14 protein-coding genes and 1 pseudogene are annotated in these 14,994 nt (G+C 64.1%); 7 read left to right on the top strand and 8 right to left on the bottom strand.

Going from position 1 to position 14,994, the window contains the following annotated elements:
* Window positions 1-53: 53 nt before the first annotated feature.
* Window positions 54-479 carry a glycine zipper 2TM domain-containing protein gene (locus tag MU848_RS16055; protein ID WP_097090849.1) on the top strand — a complete coding sequence of 142 codons (426 nt, stop codon included), beginning with the start codon at window positions 54-56 and terminating at the stop codon, window positions 477-479.
* Window positions 480-612: 133 nt separating this feature from the next.
* Here MU848_RS16055 and MU848_RS19085 read toward each other — a convergent pair whose 3' ends face one another.
* Complete coding sequence (locus MU848_RS19085; protein WP_097090850.1) at window positions 613-840, bottom strand: circumsporozoite protein; 228 nt, start codon at window positions 838-840, stop codon at window positions 613-615.
* A gap of 214 nt (window positions 841-1,054) precedes the next feature.
* On the opposite strand from MU848_RS19085, the gene MU848_RS16045 reads away from it, so the two are divergent.
* The 5 genes from MU848_RS16045 (at window position 1,055) to MU848_RS16025 (ending at window position 7,576) form a co-directional block, all read left to right on the top strand.
* Window positions 1,055-2,026 (top strand): ArsR/SmtB family transcription factor, encoded by a 972-nt coding sequence (locus MU848_RS16045; protein ID WP_247234137.1) that lies wholly within the window; start codon window positions 1,055-1,057, stop codon window positions 2,024-2,026.
* A complete protein-coding gene (metF, locus tag MU848_RS16040) occupies window positions 2,023-2,958 on the top strand; it encodes a methylenetetrahydrofolate reductase (RefSeq protein WP_247234135.1) in 936 nt (311 codons plus the stop codon). The genes MU848_RS16045 and metF overlap by 4 nt, the downstream gene beginning before the upstream one ends.
* Window positions 2,955-4,001, top strand: coding sequence for a homocysteine S-methyltransferase family protein (locus MU848_RS16035; RefSeq protein ID WP_247234134.1), 1,047 nt, complete (start codon window positions 2,955-2,957; stop codon window positions 3,999-4,001). The genes metF and MU848_RS16035 overlap by 4 nt, the downstream gene beginning before the upstream one ends.
* A 114-nt stretch (window positions 4,002-4,115) precedes the next feature.
* Window positions 4,116-6,713 carry a methionine synthase gene (gene metH / locus MU848_RS16030; protein ID WP_247234132.1) on the top strand — a complete coding sequence of 866 codons (2,598 nt, stop codon included), beginning with the start codon at window positions 4,116-4,118 and terminating at the stop codon, window positions 6,711-6,713.
* 14 nt (window positions 6,714-6,727) lie between these two features.
* Window positions 6,728-7,576 carry an SGNH/GDSL hydrolase family protein gene (locus MU848_RS16025; RefSeq protein WP_247234130.1) on the top strand — a complete coding sequence of 283 codons (849 nt, stop codon included), beginning with the start codon at window positions 6,728-6,730 and terminating at the stop codon, window positions 7,574-7,576.
* An 8-nt stretch (window positions 7,577-7,584) separates the two neighbouring features.
* Here the strand turns inward: MU848_RS16025 and MU848_RS16020 are convergent, their stop codons facing one another.
* A complete protein-coding gene (locus tag MU848_RS16020; protein WP_247234128.1) occupies window positions 7,585-8,730 on the bottom strand; it encodes a serine hydrolase in 1,146 nt (381 codons plus the stop codon).
* A gap of 157 nt (window positions 8,731-8,887) precedes the next feature.
* Between MU848_RS16020 and MU848_RS16015 the strand changes: the two genes are divergently transcribed.
* Window positions 8,888-9,739 (top strand): alpha/beta fold hydrolase, encoded by an 852-nt coding sequence (locus MU848_RS16015; protein WP_247234126.1) that lies wholly within the window; start codon window positions 8,888-8,890, stop codon window positions 9,737-9,739.
* 11 nt (window positions 9,740-9,750) lie between these two features.
* Here MU848_RS16015 and nadB read toward each other — a convergent pair whose 3' ends face one another.
* From nadB to purM, 6 genes and pseudogenes are all read right to left on the bottom strand, one after another.
* Entirely contained in the window at window positions 9,751-11,355 is a 1,605-nt protein-coding gene (nadB, locus tag MU848_RS16010; protein WP_247234124.1) for an L-aspartate oxidase, read from the bottom strand.
* Between the two features lie 5 nt (window positions 11,356-11,360).
* Window positions 11,361-11,804, bottom strand: coding sequence for an endonuclease domain-containing protein (locus tag MU848_RS16005; RefSeq protein ID WP_247234122.1), 444 nt, complete (start codon window positions 11,802-11,804; stop codon window positions 11,361-11,363).
* Entirely contained in the window at window positions 11,801-12,727 is a 927-nt protein-coding gene (locus MU848_RS16000; RefSeq protein ID WP_247234120.1) for an ABC transporter ATP-binding protein, read from the bottom strand. Before MU848_RS16000 ends, MU848_RS16005 begins: the two co-directional genes overlap by 4 nt.
* 141 nt (window positions 12,728-12,868) lie before the next feature.
* A complete protein-coding gene (locus MU848_RS15995) occupies window positions 12,869-13,159 on the bottom strand; it encodes a LysR family transcriptional regulator (RefSeq protein WP_247234119.1) in 291 nt (96 codons plus the stop codon).
* A 46-nt stretch (window positions 13,160-13,205) separates the two neighbouring features.
* Window positions 13,206-13,778: pseudogene (gene purN / locus MU848_RS15990) on the bottom strand (phosphoribosylglycinamide formyltransferase); the annotation flags it as partial.
* 109 nt (window positions 13,779-13,887) lie between these two features.
* On the bottom strand, window positions 13,888-14,982 hold the full coding sequence (purM, locus tag MU848_RS15985) for a phosphoribosylformylglycinamidine cyclo-ligase (protein WP_097090861.1): 1,095 nt from the start codon (window positions 14,980-14,982) through the stop codon (window positions 13,888-13,890).
* Between the last annotated feature and the right edge of the window lie 12 nt (window positions 14,983-14,994).

Here is a 14,994-nt window from a genome sequence, read left to right as displayed (position 1 = left end):
GTGCGGCGTCAATGGCTCACCGGGTCGAGAGCAAGATTATTGAGGAGCACGCCATGAAGACCAAGTTTCTGATCAATATGGGGGCGGCGCTGGCAATGGGCGCTGCTTCCTTCGCCGTCACTGCAGCGCCTGCGCAGGCGCGGGATGGCTGGGGCCGTTACGAGCGCGGCGACTATTATCGTGGCGACCGGGGCTATCGCGGCTACCGTGGCGATTATTATCGCGGTGACTCTTATCGCGGCTACCGGGGTGACCGCTACTACCGCAACAATTATTACCGGGGCTATCGCGGTGGCTATCGCTGCCGGGACAATGGCACGGGCGGCACGATCATAGGTGCGATCGCCGGTGGCCTGCTGGGTAATGAGATTGGCAAGGGCAGTGGCCGCTATGGCCGCCGCGGCGATGGCACCACCGGTGCGATCGTGGGTGCGGGCGTAGGTGCGCTGGCCGGCCGGGCTATCGATCGCGACTGCTGATCAGCCACTTACCGTTGAACAAGGAGGGCCGCCCTGAAAAGGGTGGCCCTTTTCATGTCGTGTAGGCCGCGCAAAAGAAAAGGGCCGCTCCGTTGCCGGGCGGCCCTGTTTCCGAAAATCCCGAGGAGGGAAATTACATCGCGTTCGAAGCAGCGTTTTCAGCAGTGTTGCTGACGTTCGAAGCAGCATTGGCAGCGTTCGAAGCAGCGTTTTCGGCAGCGTTCATGGCGTTGTCAGCAGCATTCGAAGCGTTCTCAGCAGCGTTGGCCGAAGCGTTGGCGGCGTTTTCTTCGCCCTTCGAGCAAGCGGCGAGGCCGAGCGATGCGGCGAGAACGAGCGAAAGAGCAATCGACTTGGACATGGGCAAACCCCTCTCAGAGATAAAACGGTGCAGACCACTCTCGGAGAAAAGTTCACCCCCCTTTGCGCCTGCGGGGCCGATTCGTAATGCTTTGAACGACTCAAGGCAATCCCCATAGTGCGACTCGCGCATTTGCGGGAGTTGAACCAGCGATCGGCCCCGATCTTGCGTACGGCCATTGACGCATATAAAGATTTCTTTATATGGTAATGTCATGAGCGCCGCACTCGACATCTTTCGCGCCCTAGGCGACCCGACGCGGCTGCGCATCATCTATCTGCTGCGCGCGATGGAACTTGCGGTGGGCGAGATCGCCCAAGTTGTGGGCCAAAGCCAGCCGCGCGTCTCCCGCCATGTCCGCATTCTCGCTGAAGCGGGCTTGGTCGAGCGGCGCAAGGAAGGCAATTGGGTGTTTCTGCGATTGGTGAGGGGCGAGGTAATAGCGCCCTTCCTGGCGCTGTTCGATCAGCTGATACCGTCGGAAAGCGAGGAGCTATGGCAAAAGGCCGACCTCGCCCGGCTGGCAGCTGTCCGCGCCGACAGGTCGCGCGCGGCGGAAAGCTATTTTGCCGAACATGCCGACGAATGGGACGCGATCCGATCGCTTCACGTGCCGGATGTGGATGTCGAAGCTGTGATGACGGCGTTGCTCGGACCCGAAACGATCGGCCATCTGCTCGACATCGGCACCGGCACTGGCCGGATGATAGAGCTGTTCGGGCGTTCGGCCGATCAGGTGACGGCGCTGGATCGCAGCCCCGACATGCTGCGGCTGGCACGGGCCAAGCTGCCGGAAGATGCAGGCGATAAATATGCGCTGGTTCTGGGCGACTTCACGGCTTTGCCTTTGGAGCCGGGCAGCGTGGACACGGTGGTCCTGCACCAGGTTCTGCACTATGCGCAGGCGCCTGAAGCGGTGATCGCGGAGGCCGCGCGCGTCACGACGGGCGGCGGGCGTGTGCTGATCGCCGATTTCGCGGCGCATGAACGGGAAGAGCTTCGGCTGCGCGACCAGCATGCGCGGCTTGGCTTTTCCGATGAGCAGATCGAAAGCTGGTTCGCGGACGCGGGCCTGGAACTGGAACGGGTAGAAGTGCTGCCCAGCCAGGAATTGACGGTAGTATTATGGCTGGGCCGCCGCCGGGGCGCGCGCATCCTGCCCATCGAAGGACGACTTTCCCTATGACCCTAAGCATCCCCTCCAGCGAAGAGGCCGCGCGGGCTTGGCAAGCGCCGCTCTATGCGGATCTGGCAGGCGATCTGAATGTAAGCTTCGAATTCTTCCCGCCCAAGACGGAGAAGATGGAAGAGCAGCTTTGGTCGGCGATCGAGACGCTGACGCCGCTGGCGCCCAAGTTCGTGTCCGTGACCTATGGAGCGGGCGGCTCGACGCGGGAGCGGACGCATAACACGGTGGCGCGGATCGCAAAGGAAACGCCGCTGTCGGCCGCTGCGCATCTCACCTGCGTGGCGGCGAGCAAGGCCGAGATCGACGAGGTGGCCGACGCCTATTGGGACGCGGGCGTTCGGCATATCGTCGCGCTGCGTGGCGACCCGCCGGAAGCGGGCACGAAGTTCATGCCTCATCCGCAAGGATACCAGGGCGCGGCCGAGCTGGTCGAAGGCTTGCGCAAGCGCCATCCGTTCGAGATTTCGGTCGCGGCCTATCCCGAAACGCACCCCGATGCGGCGTGCGCGCAGAGCGACGTCGATAATCTGAAGCGCAAGCTGGATGCGGGTGCTACCCGGGCGATCACGCAATTCTTCTTCGAACCGGAAACCTTCTTCCGGTTCCGCGACACTGCTTCAGCGGCAGGGATTACGGCAGACATCATCCCGGGCATCATGCCGGTGAGCAACTTCGCCGCGGTTCAGCGCATGTCGGCGATGTGCAATACCGATGTGCCGGGCTGGATGGGCAAGCTGTTTCAAGGACTGGACGATCTGCCCGCCGCGCGGCAGCTGGTTTCCGCGACGCTGGCGGCGGAATTGTGCCGCAAGCTTTATGCGGGCGGGGTGCGCGACTTTCATTTCTATACGCTCAACCGGGCGGAGCTGAGCTATGCGATATGTCATCTGCTTGGTTTGCGGCCTGCGAACACGGAGAAGACGGCATGACCGCTGAGGAGCGCTTTCGAGCCGTTGCCGCTGAAAAGATCATGATTTTCGACGGTGGCTATGGCACGTCGATCCAGAAGCATGGACTGACCGAGGCGGATTATCGCGGATCGCTCGATCTGGCGAAGGATCAGAAGGGGAATAACGACCTTCTGTGCCTGACGCGGCCGGATATCGTCGAGGGCATTCACACCGCCTATCTGGATGCCGGTGCGGACATGATCGAGACGAACACCTTCTCATCCACCAAGATCGCGATGGCCGATTATGGAGCTGAGCATCTGGTGCGGGAGATCAACATCGCGGCTGCCCAGATCGCGCGCAAGGCATGTGAAGCCGCGACTGCGAAGGACGGCCGCCCGCGCTTCGTGGCGGGGTCGATCGGGCCGACCAACAAAACGCTGTCGATTTCGCCCGACGTCAATGATCCGGCCTATCGCGAGGTCGATTATGATACGCTGAAGGCGGACTATCGCGAGCAGTGCGATGCCTTGATCGAGGGCGGGGTGGACTTCCTGCTGGTGGAGACTTGCTTCGACACGCTGAACGCCAAGGCGGCGGGCATGGCTGCGCGCGAGGCGGAGGCGGCGGCGGGGCGGCCCGTGCCGCTGATGCTGAGCTTCACCATTACCGATATGTCGGGGCGGAACCTGTCCGGGCATACGATCAACGCCTTCTGGTATTCGCTGCGGCATCTGAAGCCGCTGACCATTGGGGTGAATTGCGCGTTCGGCGCGGATTTGCTGCGGCCCTATCTCTCCGAGCTGGCGAAGAATGCCGATACTCTGATCCTGGCTTATCCCAATGCCGGGCTGCCGAACGAGTTGGGCCAATATGATGAGTTGCCCGAGACGACGGCGACCCTGATCCGCCAGTGGGTGGATGAGGGCCTAGTTAATATGGTCGGCGGCTGCTGCGGCACGACCCCTGCGCATATAGGTGCGGTGGCAAAGGCGCTGGCGGGGCATAAGCCGCGGATCGTGCCGGAATTGCCGGTGGTTACGCGGCTTGCCGGACTGGAGCCCATGCACATCGCTGCGTAAATTGTTCCCCCTCCCGCAGGCGGGAGGGGGTTAGGGGGTGGGCCGGTCGAGGCGTCATCCCGAGAAAGCCCACCCCCGGCCCCTCCCGCTCGCGGGAGGGGGGAAGAGAATGACATGACCCAATCGACCGCCACTTTCGTCAACATCGGTGAGCGTACCAACGTCACCGGATCGGCCAAGTTCAAGAAACTGATCATGGCGGGCGACTATGCCGCCGCCATCGACATTGCCCGTGACCAGGTTGAGAATGGCGCGCAGATCGTCGACGTCAATATGGACGAGGGGTTGCTAGACGCCGTGGAGGCGATGACGACCTTCCTGAAGCTCATGACGTCCGAGCCGGACATCAGCCGGGTGCCGGTGATGATCGACAGCTCCAAATGGGAGGTGATCGAGGCCGGGCTGAAATGCGTTTCGGGCAAGCCGATCGTCAACTCGATCAGCATGAAGGAGGGTGAGGAAGCATTCCTCGACCACGCCCGCAAATGCATGGCCTATGGCGCGGCCGTGGTGGTGATGGCCTTCGACGAAACCGGTCAGGCGGACACCAAGGACCGCAAGGTCGAAATTTGCGAGCGCGCGTACAAGCTGCTGATGACCATCGGCTTTCCGCCCGAGGACATCATCTTCGATCCCAATATCTTCGCGGTGGCGACGGGCATCGAAGAGCACAATAATTACGGCGTCGATTTCATCGAGGCGTGCCGCGAGATCAAGGCACGCTGCCCGCATGTCCATATTTCAGGCGGGTTGTCGAACTTCAGCTTCTCCTTCCGTGGCAACGAGCCGGTGCGGCGGGCGATGCACTCGGTTTTCCTCTACCATGCCATCCCGGCGGGGCTGGACATGGCGATCGTCAATGCCGGGCAGCTGGACGTCTATGACGCCATCGACCCGGCGCTGCGCAAGGCGTGCGAGGATGTGCTGCTGAACAGCGATCCGGAAGCGGGCGACCGGCTGGTCGAACTGGCCGAAAGCTTCAAGGGCAAGGATGCCGCGTCCGAAAAGGCGGCCGAGGAATGGCGCGGCTGGCCCGTCGCCAAGCGGCTGGAACATGCACTGGTCAAGGGCATCGACAGCTGGGTGGTCGAGGATACGGAAGAAGCGCGCCTGGCCGCCGAAAAGCCGATCCATGTCATTGAAGGCCCGCTGATGGACGGCATGAACGTGGTCGGCGACCTGTTCGGCGCGGGCAAGATGTTCCTGCCCCAGGTGGTGAAATCGGCGCGCGTCATGAAGAAGGCGGTGGCACACCTCCTGCCCTTCATCGAGGCGGCCAAGGAGCCCGGCGCGAAGGGCAAGGGCAAGATCATCATGGCGACCGTCAAGGGCGACGTGCATGATATCGGCAAGAACATCGTCGGCGTCGTGCTTCAGTGCAACGGCTTTGAAGTGATCGACATGGGCGTGATGGTGCCGTGGCAGGACATCATCAAGGCAGCGAACGAGAATGACGCGGACATGATAGGCCTGTCCGGCCTCATCACCCCGTCGCTCGACGAGATGGTCACGGTGGCGGCGGAAATGCAGCGCGCCAACATGACGATGCCGCTGTTGATCGGAGGCGCAACCACTTCACGCGTGCATACCGCGCTGCGCATCGACCCAGCCTTTACTGGTCCGGTCGTGCATGTATTGGACGCCAGCCGCGCGGTCGGCGTCGCGACGGCTCTTGTGTCCGAGACGCAGAAGACCGACTTCGTCCAGAAGACAAAGGATGATTATGCCCATGTCCGCGCCGCGCGCGAGGGCAAGGGGCAGAGCCAGTTGCTCTCGATCGAGGACGCGCGCGCCAACGCGTTCGAGATGGATGAGGCGCTGAAGGCTCCCCGCCCGCTGCTGCCGGGTATTCATAGTTTCCCCGACTGGGATTTGAAGGACCTCATCAACTATATCGACTGGACGCCTTTCTTCCGGGCCTGGGAACTGGCGGGCAACTATCCGGCGATCCTGCAGGATGAGGTGGTTGGCGAAAGCGCGACGAGCCTCTTCAACGACGCGCAGAAGATGCTGGACCGGATCGTCAGCGAAAAGTGGCTGACGGCGCGCGGCGTGGTCGGGCTATGGCCCTGCCGCCGCGAAGGCGATGACATCATCGTCCATGTCGAAGACGAAAAGCATGTCCGCCTGCCCATGTTGCGGCAGCAGATCGCCAAGCGCGAAGGGCGGGCGAATATGTGTTTGGCCGACTTCATCAGCCCCAATGGCGACTGGATGGGCGGTTTTGCTGTCTCGATCCATGGTATCGAGCCGCATCTTGCGCGCTTCAAGGCGGCGATCGATGATTATTCGGACATCCTTTTAAAAGCCTTGGCCGATCGTCTGGCCGAAGCCTTTGCCGAGCGGCTGCATCATTATGTCCGTACCGCCCTGTGGGGTTACGCCGAGGGGGAACAGCTTACCAACGAGGCGCTGATCCGCGAGCAATATCGCGGCATCCGTCCCGCGCCCGGCTACCCGGCCTGTCCGGAGCATAGCCTCAAGCCGTTGCTGTTCGACATGCTCGATGCCCATCACGCGACGGGTGTGACGCTGACGGAGAGCTTCGCGATGCTGCCGACAGCGGCGGTCAGCGGCTTTTATTTCGGACATGCGCAGGCGGAATATTTCGGCGTGGCGCGGGTTGGGCGCGATCAGTTGGAGGATTATGCGCAGCGACGCGGGATCGATGTGGAGACCGCCGAGCGCTGGCTGCGGCCGAACCTGGATTGAGGAGCGACAAGCGCATGATCCGCTTTTTCCCCTACTGTGCGCTTCTGTCAGGGCTGATGACGGCAGGTTGTGCCCATGATCAGCGTGTGCGCCACGATGCGGCCATGCCGGTCGGCGCCGCTTATGTGGCAATGGGCAGTTCCTTTGCCGCAGGACCGGGGATTGCGCCTTCTGCCGGGAGCAAGCCGACCCTGTGCGCACGGTCGGCGAATAATTATGCTCAGCAACTGGCGAAGCGGCGGGGGCTGCAGCTTGACGATGTCAGTTGCAGCGGGGCGACGACGCGCGGTGTGCTTGATGGCTGGGCGGGGATTGCGCCGCAGATCGATGCGCTGACGTCGGAGACGCGGCTCGTCACGATCACCATCGGCGGTAATGATGTCGGCTACATCGGGGGGGTGATGGCGGCATCCTGTCAGAGGGCGAATGCGGCGAGCAGCGTCCGTTGTCCGCCCGCTGTCCCGGCGACTGAGGAGAAGTGGGCGGCGCTGGAAGCTGCGCTTCGCCGGATCGCGGACGAGGTGCGGCAGCGTTCGCCAAAGGCTCGGCTGATCTGGGTCGATTATCCTGCCGTCCTGCCCGAGCGGGGCGGTTGCGCGGCGGCGCCGCTTTCGCCGGAGCAGGCGGATGGAGCGCGTCAGGTAGCGAAACGGTTGGCGGCATTGACGGCGCGGGTGGCGCGGGAGACGGGCGGGGCGATCCTCGCTGCTTCGCGCCTGACCAAGGGGCATGATGTTTGCGCGCCAGATCCGTGGATGAACGGCTATCCTGTTCCAGGGAAGCCGGTGAGCGCGCCTTATCATCCCACGCTGCCCGGCATGACGGCGATCGCGGATGCGCTCGACCGGATGCTGGGCAAATAAGGCCGCGCCTACCGCTTCTCGTGGTTCGCGGCCACGGCCTTCGCGACTGCCTGCATCAGCTGCCAGCGGACCGGGATAGGCTCTGTCGTGCTGCCGATCATCACCGCCACGGCATAGCTGGTGCCGTCGGGCGCGGTCATGATGCCGATGTCGTTATAGCCGGTCGAGCGTGGAGCCAATTCCTGGCCCGTGCCGGTCTTGTGCAGATATTTCCAGCCGGGAGGCACGCCGCCCTTGATGCGCTGCGGGCCGGTCTTCGCCTCGCTCATGATCGACATGAGCAACTGGCTTGACGCGGGGGACAGCATCTCGCCTTCCTTGAGCTTTGCCAGCGCCTTGACGATCGAGGAGGGCGCAGCGCCGTCCGGCGGATTGGAGAGGTAATTGTCGAGCGCCTTGGTCCGTACCGACATGGGCAGGCGGGAACGGGCGGCGTAGAAGTTGCGGCCGATCGAATAATCCTGCCGCCAGTCAAGCCCGGCGGTGGCCGATTGCAGCAGCCGCTCACCGGGGCCGAAGCGGATATCCTTGATCGTCCGCCGCGCGAGGTAGGCGCGCACCGCTTCGGGGCCGCCGACCGCGCGCAGCAGCGTGTCGTTCGCGGTATTGTCGCTCTGCGTCATCGCACGGCGCATGAGGTCGGAATAGCTGGTCGTCCAGCCGCTGGTCCCGACGAGCGCGGCGGTCGGCTGGTGGAAGAGGGTGAGGTCCTTGCGCGTGATCGTGGTCGTGTCGGTCAGGCGGATCTTGCCCCGGTCGACCGCGTCGAGGAAGGTCATCGACACCCAGAGCTTCGATACGCTTTGCTGCGGGAAGAGTGAGGTTCCGTTCCACGCGACGGTCCAGTCGGCCCCGATGCGGCGGACGGCGATGCCGACCTTGCCATTGAAGCTCTGCCCGAGGTTGCGCACGACGCTGACGAGGGCAGGCGGCGGGGTCTGGCGTTGATCGACGTCGAGTTCGTCGAAAGTCTTGGGCGGGTTAGCGACGCGCTTGATCGGGAATGTGGCCGTCGTGGGCTGCACCTGCCGGGCGGCGCTGGCTTGCGGCTCCATGGGAGCGCTGACGCACGCGGAAAGTGCCGCAACCAACAGGATGAGGCGGAGCGATCCCCCGTCCGGACGCAGGCTGCGCCCCTTATTTCGCTTGTCCATGAATATCCCCGACTTCTCCTTCATTTAGGCCTGCGGCACCCTTCGGCTGACAAGGACGATGCGACGAATGATTCCACATTTGCGATGTAAGGAGCCTGAACGATATGGCCGAGCAGCGCTCACCCGCCGTTAAGCAGGGATGGGCAAGGAAGGGCGCATGGACGGATCGATCATCGACAGGCGGGCATTGCTGCGGATGGGCGCGGGCGCTTGCGCCGGGCTGATATTGCTGCGGCATCAGAGCGCGTCGGCCGCGCCCTTTGCATCGCGCCGGATCGCCGTGACGACGCGCGGGGCGGGACGCGACGTGATCCTGATCGCGGGGCTCGCCAGCGGGCCATCGCTGTGGAGCGGCATGATGGCGAAGCTGCCCGGCTATCGCTGGCACCTTGTCCATGTGCGCGGCTTTGCCGGGCTCGCAGCCGATGCCAATGCGAGCGGGCCGCTGGTGCAGCCGCTGGCTGATGAGATTGCGCGCTACATCAAGGCGGCCGGGCTGGTGCGGCCCGCGGTGGTCGGGCATTCGATGGGCGGCACGCTGGCGATGATGCTGGGCCTGAAGGGCGCAGCCGGGCGGATCATGGTCGTCGACATGCTGCCGGAAGGCGCGGCGATGGTCGGCGGCACGGCGCGGGGCATGGGCTATCTCGCCAACCAGCTGAGCCAGTATTTCACCGGCACCAAGGCGGGCCGGGCTTATCTGGCGCAGATCGTCGCGGATTCGCCGGGGGCCAAGGGGAGCGATCCTGATGTCATCGCCAATGCGCTTCGCGATCTCGCCAATGTCGATCTGGGGCCGCAGCTTGGACGGATCGCCGTGCCGATGGAGGTGGTCTATGCGGTCGGGGCTGACGCCGCGCAGTCGGCGCAAATCGCGCGCAATTTCCGCAGCGCCTATGCGGCCAAGAAGGACCTGAAGCTGACGCCGATCGGGCCGAGCGGCCATGTCATCATGGCGGACCAGCCCGCGCGGTTCAGCGCCGTGGTGAAGCGGTTCCTGTCGAGCTGAGCCGACCGCCATCAGGGCGCGAGTACCGTGTCGACCGCTTGCGGAAGCATGTCGGGATAGTCGAGCGTATAGTGCAGGCCCCGGCTTTCCTTGCGGCGGAGCGCCGAGCGGACGACGAGACGGGCGACCTCCAGAAGGTTACGTAACTCGATCAGGTCGGGCGTCACGCGGAAATGGCCGTAATATTCGTCCACTTCCTTGGCGAGCAGGTCGATGCGGTGCTGCGCGCGCTCAAGCCGCTTGGTGGTGCGGACGATGCCGACATAGTCCCACATGAAGCGGCGGATTTCCTTCCAGTTATGCTGGACGATGACCTCTTCGTCGCTGTTGGTGACGCGGCTTTCGTCCCATGGGTGGATCGCTGGGGGCGGCGGCAGTTCGCCCCAATGGGCGCGGATATGGCGGGCCGCCGCCTCGCCGAAGACGAAGCATTCGAGCAGCGAGTTGGACGCGAGGCGATTGGCCCCATGCAGGCCGCTTTCGGTGACTTCGCCAGCAGCATAGAGTCCCGGCAGGTCGGTACGGCCGTCCAGGTCGATGATGACCCCGCCGCAGGTATAATGCTGCGCCGGGACGACCGGGATCGGTTCCTTGGTGATGTCGATGTCGAGGTCGAGCAGCCGCGCGTAGATGGTGGGAAAGTGGGTGCGGACGAATTCGGGTTCCTTGTGACTGATGTCGAGATGAACATAGTCGAGCCCGAGCCGCTTTATCTCATGGTCCATGGCGCGTGCCACCACATCGCGGGGCGCAAGTTCGGCGCGGGGATCGAACCGGGGCATGAAACGCTCGCCGCCGCCGGGGACGCCGGTGGGGAGCTTCAGGTGACCGCCTTCGCCGCGTACCGCTTCGGTGATCAGGAAATTCTTGACCTCCAGATTGTAGAGGCAGGTCGGGTGGAACTGGTTCATCTCCATGTTGGAGACGCGGCAGCCGGCGCGCCAGGCCATGGCGATGCCGTCGCCGGTCGCGCCGCGCGGGGCGGTGGAGAAAAGGTAGGTGCGGCCCGCTCCGCCGGTGCAGAGGATCGTCGCACGGCCCAGCAGCGCGTCGACATGCTTGGTCCGCTTGTTGAAGGCGTAGACGCCCCAGACATGACCGTCGCCCGAATAGCGCTCGCCATGGCGGGAGGTGATGAGGTCGATGGCGACCATATCCTCCAGCAGGGTGATGTTGGGGTTGGCGCGCGCGGCCTTGAGCAAGGCGACCTGCACGGCATGGCCGGTGGCGTCGTCGACATGGACGATGCGGCGGTGGCTGTGCCCGCCTTCGCGCGTCAGGTGCCAGCGTTCTCCGAACTCTTCGCCGCCGTTGAAGGGGACTCCCAGTTCTGCCAGCCTTTCGATGGCGGCGGGGGCTTCGGAGACGACGAACTCCACCGTTTCCCGATTGTTGAGGCCTGCGCCTGCGACCATCGTGTCGTTGACATGGGCTTCGAAACTGTCGCCCGCGTCGAGGACGGCGGCGATGCCACCCTGCGCCCAGTTGGTCGAGCCGCTGTCGAGCGCTGCCTTGGCGAGGACGACCACCTTGCGATCCTGCGCCAGGTTGATGGCGGCGGTGAGGCCTGCCGCGCCGGAGCCGATGATGACGACGTCGTGGGTGGTGGTGGGCATTACTTCTACTGCTCCCCTCCCGCTTGCGGGAGGGGCCGGGGGTGGGCCTGCGCAAGGGTGGTCTGGATGTGCGTTATGACGCCTTCGAGGTTTTTCATCACATCGGCATTGGAAAAGCGCAAGATTTGATAGCCGAGGGAGCGGCAGTAATCTTCTCGGCGTGCATCATAGTCGACGCTTTGATCATGGCTGTCCCCGTCGACTTCGATGATGAAGTTTAGCTCGCGGCATAGGAAATCGGCAAAATAGGGGCCAATGGGCATCTGACGGCTGAACTTGAAGCCAAGTTTGCGAGCGCGTAGCGCTTGCCACAACAGCCGCTCGGCGGGCGGTGCCGCTCTTCTGAGCTGTTTGGCCCGAGCGGTGTTACGCGGTTGGAAAGGTTGCGCTGGCCCACCCCCTAACGCCCTCCCGCCAGCGGGAGGGGGAACTTTGAGGCCCTCTGTCACGCCGCCGCCGTCAGGTTGAGGAAAACATCCTCAAGATCCGGATCCCTCGTGACGACGTCCACGATCGAGAGGCCGCTTGCCTGAACGGCGCTCAGCACCTGCCCGGCATTGGCGCGGTCCTTCATGTAGGTGATGGTGAGCGTGCGCTGGTCCGACAGTTCGACCTTTTCGAAACAGGGCGCATCGGGCGGAGCGGTGATGTCGCGGTCGACAATTACCTGCACGACTTTCTCCTGCGCCATGGCGATGAGTTCGCGGGTAGGTTTATCCGTGATGACGCGGCCATGGTTGATGATGCCGATGCGGTCGCACAGTTCCTCGGCTTCTTCGAGATAATGGGTGGTGAGGACGATGGTCACGCCCTGCGCATTGAGTTCGCGCACATAGGCCCAGAGTTGCTGGCGTAGCTGGACGTCGACGCCTGCGGTGGGTTCGTCCAGCACCAGGATCGGCGGTGAGTGGACCATGGCCTTCGCCACCAGCAGGCGCCGTTTCATGCCGCCCGAGAGGGTGCGGGCATAGGCGTTGGCCTTGTCCTCCAGATGGACGGCGCGCAGGAGTTCGAGGGAGCGGCGGCGTTCCTTGGGCACGCCATAATAGCCCGCCTGGTTTTCCAGCGTTTCGAACGGCGTGAAGAAGGGGTCGAAGACGATTTCCTGCGGCACGATGCCGATGCTGTTCTTGGCATTGCGGGGGTTCTGGTCGATGTCGAAGCCCCAGATTTTTGCGGTGCCGCTGGTCTTGTTGACGAGGCCGGCGAGGATGTTGATCGTTGTCGACTTGCCAGCGCCATTGGGGCCGAGCAGGCCGTAGATCTGGCCGCGCGGGATGGTGAGGTTGATATTGTCGAGCGCGCGCTTTCCGCCTGCATAGACTTTGGTGAGGTTGGTGATTTCGATGGCGGCGGTTGGGCTGTGGGTCATGGCTGAACTCTATGGGGATCGTAGGCGGCTAAGGAAAGAGGCTGGGACGGCCGAAGTTCACAGTGTCGTTGGCTGATTTGGGCTGAAATCGCGGGGATCGCGACGAAAAGGCGGCGGGAACGCGACAGGTGGGCGACAGGATCAGGCGGGGGCGCGGGGGCGTGTTTCCAGCGCGAAGGGATCGGCCATGCGCGTCGCGTGAATCTTGAGCGCGTCGTTCCAGCAGCGGTCGAACGCGGTGCCGGTGAGGCGTTGGCGCAGGCGGTGGGCGCTGGACCGCGACATGCCGACCGACCGCGCGGCTTGGGAGACGTTGCCGGTTTCGATCAGCGCGGTGAGGAAGAGGCGCTGAAGGCCTGGGGTCCAGCGGCCATGGCTGGATGGCGGCGGTAGGTCGCGCGCGGAGGGCGGAGTGGGGAGAGGCTGTTCCATCCGGCAGGATAGATCAGGGGAAATCCTATTTTGGAAGGGGCGAGAGGCGCTCTCGTGTGACGAAGTCGGCGAGGGTGCGGGAGTAAAGCTGATGCTCGGCGATGAGGATGCGCGCGGCAAGGCTGTCGGCGGTGTCGCCGGGCAGGATCGCGACCTCCGTCTGCGCCAGCACCGGGCCGTCGTCCAGTTCGCTGGTGACGACATGGACGGAGCAGCCCGCATGGCTGTCGCCCGCGTCGAGCGCCTTCTGGTGCGTGTCTAGGCCCTTATATTTAGGGAGAAGGCTGGGGTGGATGTTGAGCATCCGACCTTCCCAGCCGCTGACGAATTCCGGGGAAAGCAGGCGCATGTAACCGGCCAGCGCAACATATTCCGCGCCTGCCGCGCGTAACTTCGCGTCGATGATCTGGTCGAATTCGGCGCGTTTCAGGCCTTTGTGGCTTTGGGCGAAGGTGGGGATGCCTTCAGCCTGGGCGAGGATGAGGCCAGCGGCGTCCGGGTCGTTGGCGGCGACCAGGACGAGTTCATAGGGGCAGGAGGGATGCTTGGCGGCGTACAGCAGCGCCGCCATGTTGGACCCGCGTCCGGAAATCAGAACGCCGACTTTTGCCTTTTGCATGGGGAACTTCCCTGCCGCTGCGGGAGGTGTCGGGGGTAGGCTTGCTCAAGCCGACCCTGTGACATGCCCTCCCCTAGCCCCTCCCGCCAGCGGGAGGGGGATTGGTTGATTAACCCAGATGCGTGGCGGTCCAGTCGGCCTTGGCGCTCCAGGTCTCCTGGCTGCCCTTGACGGTGCAACCCTTTTCGCCCGCTTCGACCAGCCCCACGCGGACGACTGTTTCGCCTGCGGCTTCGAGGTCGGCGGTTACGCTGTCGGCTGCATCAGCGTCCACGGCGAGCACCATGCCGACGCCGCAGTTGAAGGTGCGCGCCATTTCTTCCGGCTCGATATGGCCCTGCGCTTGCAGGAAGGCCATGAGGCGCGGCTGTTCCCATGCGTCGGCATCGACCACGGCATGGCAGCCTTCGGGCAGGACGCGGGGGATGTTTTCGAGAAGGCCGCCGCCGGTGATGTGGGCGAGCGCGTTGATCTTGCCGCCGCGTACCAGCGGAAGGAGCGGCTTCACATAGATGCGGGTCGGGGCCATCAGCGCGTCGATCAACAGCACTTCATTGTCGAAGATGGCCGGGCGGTCGAGCTTCCACCCCTTGTCGGCGGCGAGGCGGCGGACGAGGGAGAAGCCGTTGGAATGGACGCCCGAGGAGGTGAGGCCGAGGAGGACGTCGCCTGCCTTCACCTTGTTGCCGGTGAGCGCCTGGCTACGTTCCACCGCGCCGACGCAGAATCCGGCAAGGTCATAGTCTCCGGCGGCGTACATGCCCGGCATTTCTGCGGTTTCGCCGCCGATGAGGGCGCAGCCGGCCTGTTTGCAGCCTTCGGCGATGCCCGCGATCACGCGTTCGGCGACGCCGCTCTCCAGCTTGCCGGTGGCGTAATAGTCGAGGAAGAAGAGCGGCTCCGCGCCCTGCACGATGAGGTCGTTGGCGCACATGGCGACAAGGTCGATGCCGACGCCGTCATGGCGGTCATGGTCGATCGCGAGCTTGAGCTTCGTGCCGACGCCATCATTCGCCGCGACCAGCAGAGGGTCGTCATAGCCAGCGGCTTTGAGGTCGAAGAAACCGCCAAAGCCGCCCAGTTCGGCGTCCGCGCCGGGTCGGCGGGTCGCCTTGGCCAGGGGGGCGATGGCACGGACCAGCGCATTGCCTGCCGCGATGTCCACGCCAGCCTTGGCGTAGCTGTAGGATTCGGTGTCGCTCATGCCCGCGCCCAC

The organism is Sphingobium agri, assembly GCF_023051225.1.
Lineage (GTDB): Bacteria > Pseudomonadota > Alphaproteobacteria > Sphingomonadales > Sphingomonadaceae > Sphingobium > Sphingobium agri.
This window is presented reverse-complemented; position numbering and strand designations above follow the sequence as displayed.

Excerpts from the sequence above, each read along its gene's own strand:
- MU848_RS16000 (WP_247234120.1), bottom strand. The coding sequence starts at position 12,727 with ATGACCCACAGCCCAACCGCCGCCATCGAAATCACCAACCTCACCAAA.
- MU848_RS16025 (WP_247234130.1), top strand. The coding sequence starts at position 6,728 with ATGATCCGCTTTTTCCCCTACTGTGCGCTTCTGTCAGGGCTGATGACG.
- MU848_RS16020 (WP_247234128.1), bottom strand. The coding sequence starts at position 8,730 with ATGGACAAGCGAAATAAGGGGCGCAGCCTGCGTCCGGACGGGGGATCG.
- metF (WP_247234135.1), top strand. The coding sequence starts at position 2,023 with ATGACCCTAAGCATCCCCTCCAGCGAAGAGGCCGCGCGGGCTTGGCAA.
- purM (WP_097090861.1), bottom strand. The coding sequence starts at position 14,982 with ATGAGCGACACCGAATCCTACAGCTACGCCAAGGCTGGCGTGGACATC.
- MU848_RS16045 (WP_247234137.1), top strand. The coding sequence starts at position 1,055 with ATGAGCGCCGCACTCGACATCTTTCGCGCCCTAGGCGACCCGACGCGG.
- metH (WP_247234132.1), top strand. The coding sequence starts at position 4,116 with ATGACCCAATCGACCGCCACTTTCGTCAACATCGGTGAGCGTACCAAC.
- MU848_RS16015 (WP_247234126.1), top strand. The coding sequence starts at position 8,888 with ATGGACGGATCGATCATCGACAGGCGGGCATTGCTGCGGATGGGCGCG.
- nadB (WP_247234124.1), bottom strand. The coding sequence starts at position 11,355 with ATGCCCACCACCACCCACGACGTCGTCATCATCGGCTCCGGCGCGGCA.
- MU848_RS19085 (WP_097090850.1), bottom strand. The coding sequence starts at position 840 with ATGTCCAAGTCGATTGCTCTTTCGCTCGTTCTCGCCGCATCGCTCGGC.
- MU848_RS16035 (WP_247234134.1), top strand. The coding sequence starts at position 2,955 with ATGACCGCTGAGGAGCGCTTTCGAGCCGTTGCCGCTGAAAAGATCATG.
- MU848_RS15995 (WP_247234119.1), bottom strand. The coding sequence starts at position 13,159 with ATGGAACAGCCTCTCCCCACTCCGCCCTCCGCGCGCGACCTACCGCCG.
- MU848_RS16055 (WP_097090849.1), top strand. The coding sequence starts at position 54 with ATGAAGACCAAGTTTCTGATCAATATGGGGGCGGCGCTGGCAATGGGC.